The sequence below is a fragment of the Neobacillus paridis genome, from assembly GCF_016765675.1.
In the GTDB taxonomy this organism is placed as follows: domain Bacteria; phylum Bacillota; class Bacilli; order Bacillales; family Cytobacillaceae; genus Neobacillus; species Neobacillus paridis.
Genome location: NZ_JAESWB010000278.1, coordinates 1 through 13,519 on the forward strand (window position 1 = coordinate 1; position 13,519 = coordinate 13,519).

A 13,519-nucleotide genomic window follows, 5' to 3' on the forward strand; every position below is an offset into this window, starting at 1 on the left:
CATTAAAAGAGTTGGCCGGTTTTTAAAAAAGACAAATTTTCTATCAAGAGAGCACTCTAAATAAGTGAATCCGCTTTCACTTCTGTGGGGATAAAAAAACTGCCCACAAATACTTGACTCAAACATTAAACAACGGATGTTTGAGACAATGAGCTCACTGTGATATAATAACTTTTACGCAGAAAACGTTGTCAGGGCCGTTGCACAATGTGTAAGCGGCTATTTTTTAAGATGAAGGTCGGCGGCTATGTCTTTATTAGCTTAGGACAATGAAGCTTATTTATCCGCTGTTCCGTCTTTTTTTCCTAGAAAATGTATGAAAGTGAGTGATCCTTTATGGATCTATTATCAATAAAAGACCCGTCTTTTTTAAAAGGAATGTCAATCAAAGAGCTGGAGGTATTAAGTCAGGAGATCCGTCAATTTCTGATTGAAAAACTTTCTGTGACCGGTGGACATATTGGGCCTAATTTAGGAGTAGTCGAATTAACGATTGCTTTGCATAAATGTTTTAACAGTCCGAAAGATAAAATAATCTGGGATGTCGGGCATCAATCTTATGTCCATAAGATTCTTACAGGAAGGGCAAGTCAATTTGATACTTTGAGACAGTTTAAAGGATTGTGCGGTTTTCCGAAAAGAGCTGAAAGTGAGCATGATGTTTGGGAAACCGGTCACAGTTCAACTTCCTTGTCTGCGGCAATGGGAATGGCCATTGCCCGTGATTTAAAAAGGGAAAAGCATTATGTTGTACCAGTTATTGGCGATGGGGCATTAACAGGTGGAATGGCGCTGGAAGCATTAAATCATATCGGGCATGAGAAAAAAGATATGATTGTGATTTTAAATGACAATGAAATGTCCATTGCACCAAATGTCGGAGCGCTGCACAATATTCTCGGTCAATTGCGCACGGCAGGCAAATATCAATGGGTGAAGGATGAGCTTGAAGTATTGTTGAAAAAGATTCCTGCTGTTGGCGGGAAGTTAGCAGCTACTGCCGAAAGAATAAAGGATAGTCTTAAATATTTATTTATTTCCGGAATGTTCTTTGAAGAACTCGGCTTCACTTATCTTGGACCGGTGGATGGACATCATTTTGAAGCCTTATTGGAAAATCTCAGCTATGCGAAGAAGACAGACGGCCCTGTCCTGCTTCACGTTATTACCAAAAAAGGGAAAGGGTTCCGTCCAGCTGAAACTGATAAAAAAGGGACTTGGCACGGTACAGGGCCCTATAAGATGGATACCGGTGATTTCGTAAAACCGGCTAAAAAGCAGCCGCCGGCATGGAGCAGCCTTGTGAGTGAAACAGTTCGCAAACTGGCGCGAAGCGATAATCGAATTGTTGCGATTACACCAGCGATGCCGGTAGGGTCAAAGCTTGAGGGGTTTGCCAGTGAATTTCCCGACCGCATGTATGATGTAGGAATTGCCGAGCAGCATGCAGCAACCGTTGCTGCAGGATTGGCAACCGAAAACATGAAGCCATTTTTAGCGATTTATTCGACCTTTTTACAACGGGCATATGATCAAGTCGTTCATGATATTTGCCGGCAAAATTTAAATGTTTTTATTGGCATTGATCGTGCCGGGCTGGTTGGGGCCGATGGTGAAACCCATCAAGGTGTGTTTGATATTGCTTTTTTACGGCATGTGCCGAATATTGTCTTGATGATGCCAAAGGATGAAAATGAAGGGCAGCATATGGTTTACACGGCTTTAACTTATGATGATGGCCCCATTGCCATGAGATTTCCCCGCGGCAACGGCCTCGGAGTACCGCTTGATCAAGACCTTAAAGCGATACCAGTGGGGACATGGGAAGTGTTGAAGGAAGGCTACGATGCAGCCATTTTAACCTTTGGGACGACCATTCCAATGGCCCTGGATGCAGCGCAAATCCTTGGAAAACAAGGCATTTCCGTGAAAGTCATTAATGCCAGATTTATTAAACCGTTAGATGGCAAAATGTTAACGGCTTTATTTAACGAAAATATTCCGATTCTAACCATTGAAGAAGCAATCTTACAAGGTGGATTTGGAAGTGCTGTGCTGGAGTTTGCTCAATCCCAAGGATTTTATCATCAATATATCGACCGAATGGGAATCCCCGACCATTTTATTGAACATGGGGATGTAGCCTGCCTTTTAGAAGAAATCGGTTTAACTACTGAAGAGGTTGTTAAACGAATTTCCATCATGGCAAGGAAAAAACAACAAAGGGCGTAAAACATGAAAAACAAAGAACGTTTAGATGTTTTACTGGTAGAGAAAGGCTTGTTTGACACAAGGGAAAAAGCAAAACGAGCGATCATGGCAGGACTTGTCTATACTAATGAAGAACGCTTGGATAAACCGGGAGAAAAAGTAAAAGTTGACATTCCGCTTGTTATAAAAGGTAATGTCTTACCATATGTCAGCCGTGGCGGTTTAAAATTGGAAAAGGCCCTGAAAGTTTTTGATGTCAATGTAACAGATAAAGTTCTGTTGGATATTGGGGCCTCAACCGGGGGGTTTACGGACTGTGCCTTACAAAATGGGGCAAAACGGTCGTATGCCCTTGATGTCGGTTATAATCAGCTTGCTTGGAAGCTGCGGCAGGATGAGCGTGTCGTGGTGATGGAGAGAACTAATTTTCGTTACGTTACACCTGCTGATCTTACGGGAGAGATGCCAAATTTTGCAACCATCGATGTTTCTTTTATCTCGCTAACGTTAATTTTACCGGTATTAAAAACACTTCTCGTTCCCGGAAGCGATATTATTGCCTTAGTAAAGCCACAGTTTGAGGCTGGCCGGGAACAAGTTGGTAAAAAGGGGATCGTCCGGGATCCTAAGGTGCATCTCCAAGTCATTGAAAAGATCATTCATTTTTCGATTGCTCAAGGATATATTGTCCGTGATTTATCATATTCTCCGATAACTGGCGGGGATGGAAATATTGAATTCCTGCTGCATCTTAGATGGGATGGGGAGAAGGAAACCGGAGTTAATCAGCTGCCAGTAACTCCTCATGAAATTGTTTCTCAAGCACATGCAGAATTTCATACGAAACAGGATAAATAGGGTAAGTGAAAAGCTTATCCTATTATGTGTTTTTTATATTTACCGAAACCAAATAATAAATATACAATTTCGGGAAAATGGGCTAACATAAAGATGAAGCGGCCTTTATCGCCGAAGCGCTATAAAAATACGTTGGGGTGACAAAATGAATGAATAAAGGACAACGACACATCAAAATTAGGGAGATTATTGCCATCCAGGATATCGAAACGCAGGATGAGTTAGTCGATGCATTAAAGGCAGAGGGCTATAATATTACCCAGGCTACCGTCTCCCGTGATATTAAAGAATTACATCTTGTGAAGGTTCCTTTAAGTGATGGACGTTATAAATATAGTTTGCCGGCAGATCAACGATTTAATCCATTACAAAAATTAAAAAGAGCACTCATTGATGCTTTCGTTAGACTTGATTCGGCTGGACATTTATTAGTCATGAAATGTCTTCCTGGCAATGCAATGGCGATTGGTGCTTTAATAGATCATTTAGATTGGGAAGAAATCCTTGGAACGATATGTGGTGACGATACGATTCTGATTATTTGCCGGACGTCTGAGGATATTGAAATCGTTTCGAAACGGTTCCTAGAGATGCTTTAATGGGGGGAGTGTTCCTTGCTAGCAGAACTTTCAATTAAAAATTTTGCAATCATTGAAAAGGTATCGATTTCCTTTGAAAAGGGGCTAACTGTGTTAACCGGCGAAACCGGTGCTGGAAAGTCAATTATTATCGATGCCATTCATTTGTTGACAGGCGGGAGAGGGTCAGCAGAATTTGTCCGGCATGGGGAGGATAAGGCTGAAATAGAAGGCTTATTTCAAATTGAAAATCCCAATCATCCTGTTTACGGCAAGGCGCTCGAATTTGGCATCGACATCGAAGAAGGAATGGTTATCTTAAGGCGTGATATTTTTCGTTCGGGAAAAAGTGTCTGCCGGATCAATGGCAAGTTAGTAACGATCTCCATTCTTCGTGAAGTGGGGGCAACACTGGTTGATATTCACGGGCAGCATGAACACCAAGAACTAATGGATGAGACAAGACATTTACCGTTACTTGATCAATTTGGTGCCAGGGAGATTGCAGCTTCCTTGCAGGAGTACCAGCAAATATTCCATCGCTTTGAACAGACGCAAAGCCGGTTAAAGGCGCTGAGTGAAAATGATCGGCAAATGGCACATAGGCTGGATTTAATCCAATTTCAATATGATGAAATCCAAAAGGCAAATTTAAAGCTCAATGAGGATGAAGAGCTGCTTGAAGAAAAAAGGAAACTGGCGAATTTTGAAAAAATTTATGAAGCGATTCAATTAAGCTTTTCCGGCCTGCAGGGTGAACAAAGAGGGCTGGATTGGATCGGTCTGGTTATGGGACATATGGAAAATGCTGCCTCGCTGGATGCTTCTTATAAGGAATTATATGAGGCTGTTGCGAGCAGTTATTACCAATTAGAAGATACTGCTCGATCATTAAGAAATCAATTGGATATTTTAGAATATGATCCGCAAAGGTTAAATGAAATTGAAGATCGCTTAAATGAAATCAACCAGTTAAAGCGAAAATACGGGAAAACAATTCCGGAAATATTAGAATATGCAGCCAAAATTGAAGAGGAAATCGAAACCATTCAAAATAAAGAAACACATATAACTGAATTGGAAAAGGAACTGAACTCCATTAAAAAAGATTTGAGAATTGAAGCCAAACAGCTGACAGAACTTCGCCATAAATGGGGAGAAAAGCTGACAGGATTGATACATAAAGAATTAAAAGATTTGTATATGGATAAAACCGTTTTTGAAATACACTTTGAAACGGAACAGGATCATTTTTCTAGAAATGGCGCAGACCATGTTGAATTTTATATTTCGACCAATCCTGGTGAACCATTAAAGCCTTTAACAAAAATTGCCTCGGGTGGCGAATTGTCTCGGATTATGCTGGCATTAAAAAGTATTTTTTCCAAGCACCAGGGTGTTACCTCGATAATATTTGATGAGGTGGATACCGGAGTAAGCGGCAGGGTTGCTCAGGCCATTGCTGAAAAGATTTATAAAGTGGCGCTCGATTCTCAGGTCTTATGCATTTCCCATTTGCCTCAGGTTGCTGCCATGGCCGACACCCATTTGTTTATATCTAAGATGATTAAAGATGGTAGAACATCAACGGCTGTAACCGCATTAACTGAACAAGAGAAAATTAAGGAAATCAGCCGGATGATTTCCGGAGTAGAAATTACCGATTTGACAAAGCAGCATGCAGAGGAGCTACTTCATCTGGCAGCGGAAACAAAAAGAACTTGAAAAGCTATCCAACTTGGGTAGCTTTTTTATATCAAACGAAGTTATAAATGGCTGTTAAGGAGGCAAAATTAATGATGTAGCCATTTTTTTAGCAGCAAATAGAAGCGAGGAGAGTGAAAAGTTTGAAGCTAGAGATGATTAGAAAAATTATTGGTGGAATTCTCCTTGTTTCATTAATCAGTATTATTTTTTTTCACCCATTGCGACAATATGTAAGTATCCCAAAGACATTGTTTCTGTTTGAGGGACAGAAATATAACCTAAACAAGGCTGCTCCGGTTACAGCCAGACTAGCATCTAATTCAAATATTTCACTTAATCAGGAAAAACATTCGGTCTCTTTACTGGCAATGGAAACAGGCAAAAATGAAATGCTGTTGGAATATGCCGGGATTCCGATTAAAAAGGTCGATGTAAATGTTTTAAAGGATTTTCGGGTATTTCCAGGCGGCCAGTCGATCGGTGTTAAATTAAATACAGTTGGCGTCTTGGTGGTTGGTCACCACTTAGTGAATACACCAGAAGGAAAAAAATCTCCAGGTGAACTGGCTGGAATCAAAGTTGGAGATATTATTACCAAAATAAACGGAAACAAAATTGAAAAAATGACAGATGTTGCCCCATATGTGCAGGCTGCAGGTCAAAACAAAAAAGCCTTGAACTTGGTCATCAGCAGAGAAAATGGAAAATTCTCAACAAAGCTAACCCCATTAAAAGACAAAACCGAAAATTCCTATAAACTGGGATTATATATTAGGGATTCAGCAGCAGGAATTGGTACCATGACTTTTATTCACCCACAAACAAAAAAATATGGAGCCCTTGGCCATGTGATTTCAGATATGGATACAAAGCGGCCCATTGTAGTGGAAGATGGACAAATTGTTCGATCAACTGTCACCTCCATTGAAAAAGGGAGTAATGGCGACCCGGGAGAAAAACTCGCCCGATTCTCCAATGATCGTGAAATTGTCGGAAGCATTAATAAGAATAGCCCCTTTGGGATATTTGGAAAATTAAATCGGGATTTGTCCAATGGCATCATGGATAAGCCGCTGCCTATTGCTTTGTCTCATCAAGTTAAAGAAGGTCCGGCGAAGATTTTGACGGTCGTAAATAATGACAAGGTGGAAGAATTTAATGTGGAAATTGTCAGTACAATACCGCAAAAGTTTCCTGCTACGAAAGGCATGGTCATAAAAATAACCGACCCTAAGCTTTTAGAAAAAACAGGTGGAATTGTTCAAGGGATGAGCGGCAGTCCGATTATTCAAAATGGAAAGCTGGTAGGTGCTGTCACTCATGTATTTGTCAATGATCCAACTTCGGGGTATGGGGTCCATATTGAATGGATGCTGAATGAAGCAGGAATTAATATATATGAAATGTCAAAACATAAAGCGAGTTAAATCAAAAACAGTGCAAAAAGCAAAATAGGTCTTATTTCCTATTTTGCTTTTTGATTTACCAGTGAATTTTCGACATCGAGTTTACGGATTTATAGGAAATCTGCGATTTACGTCGAAATAAAGAGAAATACGAAGAAAAGATAAGATTTTATCCCTATTTTAAGAAAAATAAAAAAAATGAAAGGAATTTTAATGGCATTGTCGAATTTCTAATTTAGAATAGTAGGTAAGAAAGAAAAAAGTCATGAATAATTAGAAATTGGATATACTTGAGGAGGAACTGAAGTTGAAGAAGATCAAAGTCTGTGTCGTGGATGACAATAGAGAATTAGTAGGATTGTTAGAGGAATACATATCCTCACAAGATGATATGGAAGTGGCAGGAACCGCTCATAATGGTCAAGAATGTTTAGAAATGCTTAAAACCACTGACCCTGATGTGTTAGTTTTAGATATTATTATGCCACATTTGGATGGCTTAGCCGTTCTTGAGCGGCTTCGTGAAATGAAAAAAGGAATACTGCCAAATGTCATCATGTTAACAGCGTTTGGTCAGGAAGATGTTACGAAAAAGGCAGTCGAACTAGGTGCCTCCTACTTTATTCTAAAACCATTTGATATGGAGAATTTAGGCAATCACATTCGCCAAGTCAGTGGTAACAGCCAATCGATGACGGCTCGTAAAGGTTCATCATCAGCCTATCGTTCCCAAACGGAATCGAAGCCGAAAAACCTGGATGCCAGTATTACCAGCATTATTCATGAAATCGGTGTTCCGGCACACATTAAGGGCTATTTATATTTACGTGAAGCCATTGCCATGGTTTTTAACGATATCGAGCTGTTAGGGTCAATTACAAAAGTTTTATATCCGGATATCGCTAAAAAATATAACACCACTGCCAGCAGGGTTGAACGGGCAATCCGTCACGCAATCGAAGTGGCCTGGAGCCGTGGAAATATTGATTCGATCTCCTCTTTATTTGGATATACTGTCAGCATGTCTAAAGCGAAGCCAACAAACTCAGAGTTTATTGCCATGGTAGCAGATAAATTGCGCTTGGAACATAAAGCTTCTTAAAAGTCAAAAAGCCTCATGGTTGAGGCTTTTTGACTTTTAGCAAGATTTAATTTTTAATGAGAATAAACAAGCGCATATGCATAATCTGTTCTATAGGAAATTTTCAATAGAAGTTAGTTCCCTATTTAAAGTTAGGAAGTGAAGAGATGACACAAATATTAGCTCATCGAGGATACTCCGCTTCTTTCGCTGAAAATACCATGAGTGCCTTTATGGGAGCAGAAAAAGCCGGTGCAGATGGTTTAGAGCTTGATGTTCAATTAACCAGAGATGGTGAAATTGTCGTGATACATGATGAAAAAGTTGATCGCACCACGAATGGACATGGATTTGTGAAAGATTATTCATATAAAGAAATTAGAAAACTAAATGCCAATAAAAAAGGAGTAAAAAGGGAGCCAATTCCTTCGTTGGTGGAAGTTTTTGAATGGCTGAAAACGAACAAATTATTATGCAATATTGAAATGAAAAATGGCTTGTTTCCATATGAAGGTATGGAAGAAAAAGTGATTGAGCTTGTATACAAGTATGGTTTGACCGATCGGATTATTATTTCCTCGTTTAATCATTACAGCATCGTTTATAGTTACCGGCTGGCTCCGGAAATTGAAACAGCTCCCCTCTTTTTGGAAGCCATTTATATGCCGTGGGTTTATTCACAATCGATTCGGGCGAAAGGAATTCATCCAAAGCATTCAACTATTCCTGATCATATTATCACGACAACCATGGAAAATGGAATTGCCGTACGCCCCTATACCGTTAACAGGGAAGCTGATTTAAAGCGGATTTTTAAGCTGAATTGCACAGCTGTCATTACCGATAATCCTGTCAAGGCTTTAAAAGTTAAAAAACAATATGAAAAGAGGCCGTAATAACAGCCTCTTTTATCTTTTTTGTTTAAATCTAGCCTGGACTTTATTTCTTTTGCGGTCGCGGTGAAGAATAAATCCGCCAATGAAGCCTAAACCGATGACAAATAATAATAAACCACCAATAAATTGGATCCATAAATTAGGGAATGGCGGTTGCAGCACTCCAAAGATCATGTCGCGCATTAATTTGATTCCCAATGCAGCTAAACAGCCTGGGATTAAGAGAATGAAGAGGGCAATGATTCGTGTCATATGTATTTCCTTCCATTGTTATTTACATCCACTATTATCCACTCAAAAAAATAATATTACATAGAAGGAATTTGTCAAGAATTCAGTTTAACGCTACAATTTATTATGAAAAATATTGCAAAATTCCAATGAAAAAAATTTCCAACTAAAAGGAGTGGAATGATGCAAAACGTTATGATTGTAGGTGCAGGTAAAGGTGGCACGGCAATTTTTAAAATATTAAAGGAATCTGAAGTACTAAATGTTTTTGCGGTCATCGATCGAAATAGAAAGGCAACAGGAATTTTATTGGCACAACAGCAAGGGATTAAAACCGGAAGCGATTGGAGGCCGTTATTAAACGAAAATATTGACATCATCATCGAGGTAACTGGTGATGACAATGTATTTCAACAACTGCGAAACGAAAAAAAGAAAAAAACAATTTTAATTCCAGGGAGTGTCGCCTTTCTTTTATCAAGGCTGATGGAAGAGAAAGAAGAATTAATCAGGAAGCATCAATATGAATCATATTTGCAGGAGCTGATCTTTAACTCTACGAATGACGGAATGGTTGTCATTGATCATAACGGGTTTGTTATTTTGTTTAATAAACGGGCTGAAGAAATGATGGGGGTTAGGAAATCACAGGTAATCGGAAAACATGTAACGGAGATCATCCCCGAAAGCCGGCTTCCCATTATTCTTAAAACCCGAAGGATTGAGACAAACCAAGAAATGGTGCTGGGCAATGGTCGAAAAATTATTACATCGCGTATTCCTATTGTGGAAGCGAACGGATCATTAATTGGGGCCGTTGCCGTCTTTAAAGATATTACTGAAGCGGTAAAACTTGCTGAGGAGATTACTAATTTAAAGGAAATTCAAACGATGCTGCAAGCAATTATCCATTCTAGCGATGATGCGATTTCTGTCGTCGATGAAAATGGCCGGGGGATTTTGATAAATCCCGCCTATACCCGAATAACTGGTCTTTCCGAGGAACAGGTGATCGGTCAGCCGGCAACAGCTGATATTTCGGAAGGCGAAAGTATGCATATGAAGGTGTTGCAAACAAGACGTGCAGTGCGTGGAGTACCAATGAGGGTGGGCCCGAATAAAAGGGAAGTCATCGTCAATGTGGCCCCTATCATCGTGAATGGTAAATTAAAAGGCAGCGTCGGTGTTATTCATGACATGTCGGAGATGAAATCGCTGAGTCGAGAATTAAATCGGGCCCGGCAGTTAATTCGAAAGCTTGAGGCAAAATACACGTTTGAGGATATTATTGGTAAATCGGATGAAATGGTACTGGCCATTGAACAGGCTAAACTTGGCGCGAAAACGCCAGCTACCGTTCTATTGCGCGGGGAGTCAGGGACGGGAAAAGAGCTATTTGCCCATGCAATCCATAATGCCAGCGACCGAAAATACAATAAATTTATTCGCGTAAACTGCGCCGCCATTTCAGAATCCTTGTTGGAAAGTGAATTATTTGGCTACGAGGAGGGGGCTTTTTCCGGTGCCTTAAGAGGCGGCAAAAGAGGGTTATTTGAAGAAGCAAATCACGGAAGTATTTTCCTCGATGAAATCGGAGAACTTTCAGCCAATACACAGGCAAAGCTCTTGCGTGTCCTTCAGGAAGGAGAAATCATTCGTGTCGGTGGTACAAAGCCGATCACCATTGATGTAAGGGTAATTGCTGCGACAAATGTCAACTTGGAAAAAGGGATTGCGGGCGGGACGTTTAGGGAAGACTTATATTACCGTCTTAATCGGATGCCCATTCATATTCCGCCGCTCAGAAACCGCAAAGAAGAGATTCCGGCATTATGTGAGCGACTGATTCAAAAAATAAACCGCGATTATGGGAGAAATGTGGAGGGGATTACCGAGGCAGCTTTAACTCAGTTAATCGAGTATGACTGGCCGGGAAATGTCAGGGAATTAGAAAATATTCTTGGCAGAGCGATGATTTTTATGAACAATTATGAGCTGTTCATCGATGTCCATCATTTACCGGAATTGAAAAGCAGCACCCATCACAAAGAAGAAGGTATACAAGACAGCCACCAACCGCTTGGCATAGGGCGTAGCTTGGCGGATTTGCTGGATGAATATGAAGCTAGAATTATTCAGCAAACTCTCTCAAGATGTAATGGAAATAAAACATTAACGGCTAAAACACTTGGCTTATCCGTAAGAAATTTATATTACAAGCTCGAAAAATATAAATTTGAAAACAATAGCATGCAATAAATTTCATGGTGTGAAATTTATTGCATCATATATACGGAAAAGTTAAAGCGTTTTCAAAAATATTTTTGGCGCAATACTTGCATTTAAAAATATTAGAGTTCGAGTTAAGGAGGAAAGGGTTGATGACAACTTGTTGCTGGAATCGCTTATCGAAAGAGCAGCCCAAATAAACACCAAAACAGTCGCAGTTGCTCTAGCAGAGGACTCTGAAGTGATCAAGGCGGTGATTGAGGCATCTGAGCGGAATTTAGCACGTTTTATTCTTTACGGAAATCAGGAAAAAATCAAGGCATTATTAGATACAACGAAGTATGATATCAAAATTGTTCATACAGATTCAAGTGCTTCTGCAGCAGAATGTGCTGTAAAGGCAGTTTCTAGCAAGGAAGCCGACGTTTTAATGAAGGGCAATCTCGCGACAAATATTATTTTAAAAGCGGTGTTAAATAAGAACTTCGGTTTACGAACTGGTAACATTCTATCGCATACAGCCGTTTTTGAGATTCCGGAAATTGATCGCTTGCTGATTGTTACCGATGCGGCGATGAATGTTTCACCGGATTTGGAACAAAAACGGCAAATTATCGAGAACGCGGTATGGATTGCCCAATCAATTGGCATCGACCATCCAAAAGTTGCTCCAATTGCTGCAGTGGAAACTGTGAACCCTCTAATGCAAGCTACATTGGATGCAGCCGCTTTAACGATGATGAATAAGCGTGGACAAATTGACGGATGTTCCATCGATGGACCGCTGGCATTAGATAACGCTGTGTCCAACCTGGCAGCGAAACATAAAGGAATTCACAGCGAGGTTGCCGGTAATGCTGATATATTATTAGTTCCAACCATTGAAGTTGGAAATGTTTTATATAAATCACTCGTTTATTTTGCCAAAGCAAAGGTTGCAGCGGTCATTTCCGGTGCCAAAGCGCCGATTGTTTTAACTTCAAGAGCTGACAGTTCCGAAAGTAAGCTGCATTCTCTCGCCTTGGCATTATGTTGTGCTACTGAATAGCATTGTTTTGCTGATCTTCATTCGAATGATTCTTGACTGATAAGGTGCGGCCTGCTGCAAAATTTAGGAGGAATGAACAATATGGAAATCTTTAACTACCTAGAAAAATATGATTATGAACAGCTTGTATTTTGTCAAGATAAACAATCTGGTTTAAAGGCGATTATTGCCATCCATGATACCACTCTTGGTCCAGCACTCGGAGGAACAAGAATGTGGACTTATGCTTCTGAGGAAGCAGCCATTGAAGATGCCCTTCGTTTAGCAAAAGGGATGACGTATAAAAATGCCGCAGCCGGATTAAATCTTGGCGGTGGTAAGACAGTCATTATCGGTGATCCGAGAAAGGATAAAAACGAAGAAATGTTCCGCGCTTTTGGTCGCTATATTCAAGGACTAAACGGCCGCTATATTACCGCGGAGGATGTCGGAACAACCGTAGCCGATATGGATCTAATTCACGAAGAAACCGACTATGTTACCGGTATTTCACCGGCGTTTGGTTCGTCAGGCAATCCTTCTCCAGTGACAGCATACGGAGTCTATCGCGGAATGAAAGCAGCGGCAAAAGAAGCCTTTGGGTCTGATTCATTAGAAGGTAAGACAGTTGCCATTCAAGGTGTTGGCAATGTCGCTTATACGCTTTGCCGTTACCTGCATGAAGAAGGCGCACGATTAATCGTAACAGATATTAATAAAGAAGCAGTGAAGCGGGCAGTAGAAGAATTTTCTGCCAAGGCTGTCGATCCGGACGAAATTTACAGTGTAGAATGTGATATTTATGCCCCCTGTGCACTTGGGGCCACCATCAATGATGAAACGATTCCCCAGTTAAAAGCAAAAGTAATTGCCGGTTCAGCCAATAATCAATTAAAGGATGCACGCCACGGAGATATCATTCATGAATTAGGCATTGTTTATGCCCCTGATTATGTGATTAATGCCGGTGGAGTCATTAATGTTGCTGACGAATTATATGGCTATAATCGCGAACGGGCCATGAAAAAGGTAGAAACGATTTATAACAGCATTGAAAAAATTATTGAGATTTCAAAGCGTGACGGTATCCCAACCTATGTAGCAGCGGATCGGATGGCTGAAGAAAGAATAGAAAGAATGCGAAATTCAAGAAGCCAATTTTTACAAAATGGACATCACATTTTAAGCCGAAGAAGATCAAGATAAGGACTTGAAGAAACTAAAGGCAAAGTGCTGAATCGGGGGAATTCAGTGTCTTTGCCTTTGTTAAAGTAACTGTTTTGGAGGTTATCGTA

11 protein-coding genes are annotated in these 13,519 nt (G+C 40.3%); 10 read left to right on the forward strand and 1 reads right to left on the reverse strand.

Features of this window, described 5'->3' with window-relative positions; all coding sequences use genetic code 11:
• The first annotated feature begins 336 nt into the window (after positions 1-336).
• From dxs to JK635_RS17800, 7 genes are all read left to right on the forward strand, one after another.
• Entirely contained in the window at positions 337-2,232 is a 1,896-nt protein-coding gene (gene dxs / locus JK635_RS17770) for a 1-deoxy-D-xylulose-5-phosphate synthase (protein WP_202655284.1), read from the forward strand.
• Positions 2,233-2,235: 3 nt separating this feature from the next.
• Entirely contained in the window at positions 2,236-3,069 is an 834-nt protein-coding gene (locus tag JK635_RS17775) for a TlyA family RNA methyltransferase (protein ID WP_202655285.1), read from the forward strand.
• Positions 3,070-3,218: 149 nt separating this feature from the next.
• Positions 3,219-3,668, forward strand: coding sequence for a transcriptional regulator AhrC/ArgR (gene ahrC / locus JK635_RS17780; RefSeq protein WP_202655286.1), 450 nt, complete (start codon positions 3,219-3,221; stop codon positions 3,666-3,668).
• A 15-nt stretch (positions 3,669-3,683) separates the two neighbouring features.
• A complete protein-coding gene (gene recN / locus JK635_RS17785) occupies positions 3,684-5,372 on the forward strand; it encodes a DNA repair protein RecN (protein WP_202655287.1) in 1,689 nt (562 codons plus the stop codon).
• Positions 5,373-5,485: 113 nt separating this feature from the next.
• Positions 5,486-6,781 (forward strand): SpoIVB peptidase, encoded by a 1,296-nt coding sequence (spoIVB, locus tag JK635_RS17790; protein WP_438803840.1) that lies wholly within the window; start codon positions 5,486-5,488, stop codon positions 6,779-6,781.
• Between the two features lie 286 nt (positions 6,782-7,067).
• Positions 7,068-7,862 (forward strand): sporulation transcription factor Spo0A, encoded by a 795-nt coding sequence (gene spo0A, locus JK635_RS17795; protein WP_202655289.1) that lies wholly within the window; start codon positions 7,068-7,070, stop codon positions 7,860-7,862.
• Between the two features lie 146 nt (positions 7,863-8,008).
• Positions 8,009-8,737: a glycerophosphodiester phosphodiesterase gene (locus JK635_RS17800; RefSeq protein WP_202655290.1), complete on the forward strand. Its 729-nt coding sequence runs from the start codon at positions 8,009-8,011 to the stop codon at positions 8,735-8,737.
• Between the two features lie 12 nt (positions 8,738-8,749).
• Here the strand turns inward: JK635_RS17800 and JK635_RS17805 are convergent, their stop codons facing one another.
• A complete protein-coding gene (locus tag JK635_RS17805; protein ID WP_202655291.1) occupies positions 8,750-8,989 on the reverse strand; it encodes a DUF2627 domain-containing protein in 240 nt (79 codons plus the stop codon).
• Between the two features lie 162 nt (positions 8,990-9,151).
• Between JK635_RS17805 and JK635_RS17810 the strand changes: the two genes are divergently transcribed.
• From JK635_RS17810 to bcd, 3 genes are all read left to right on the forward strand, one after another.
• Complete coding sequence (locus tag JK635_RS17810; protein ID WP_202655436.1) at positions 9,152-11,227, forward strand: sigma-54 interaction domain-containing protein; 2,076 nt, start codon at positions 9,152-9,154, stop codon at positions 11,225-11,227.
• A 130-nt stretch (positions 11,228-11,357) separates the two neighbouring features.
• Entirely contained in the window at positions 11,358-12,245 is an 888-nt protein-coding gene (yqiS, locus tag JK635_RS17815) for a phosphate butyryltransferase (protein ID WP_235888198.1), read from the forward strand.
• An 81-nt stretch (positions 12,246-12,326) separates the two neighbouring features.
• Complete coding sequence (bcd, locus tag JK635_RS17820; protein ID WP_202655292.1) at positions 12,327-13,430, forward strand: Leu/Phe/Val dehydrogenase; 1,104 nt, start codon at positions 12,327-12,329, stop codon at positions 13,428-13,430.
• Positions 13,431-13,519: the final 89 nt, after the last annotated feature.

Bases quoted from the DNA above. Each gene is read 5' to 3' on its own strand.
- JK635_RS17805 (WP_202655291.1), bottom strand. From the start codon at position 8,989: ATGACACGAATCATTGCCCTCTTCATTCTCTTAATCCCAGGCTGTTTA.
- dxs (WP_202655284.1), top strand. From the start codon at position 337: ATGGATCTATTATCAATAAAAGACCCGTCTTTTTTAAAAGGAATGTCA.
- ahrC (WP_202655286.1), top strand. From the start codon at position 3,219: ATGAATAAAGGACAACGACACATCAAAATTAGGGAGATTATTGCCATC.
- JK635_RS17810 (WP_202655436.1), top strand. From the start codon at position 9,152: ATGCAAAACGTTATGATTGTAGGTGCAGGTAAAGGTGGCACGGCAATT.
- JK635_RS17775 (WP_202655285.1), top strand. From the start codon at position 2,236: ATGAAAAACAAAGAACGTTTAGATGTTTTACTGGTAGAGAAAGGCTTG.
- JK635_RS17800 (WP_202655290.1), top strand. From the start codon at position 8,009: ATGACACAAATATTAGCTCATCGAGGATACTCCGCTTCTTTCGCTGAA.
- bcd (WP_202655292.1), top strand. From the start codon at position 12,327: ATGGAAATCTTTAACTACCTAGAAAAATATGATTATGAACAGCTTGTA.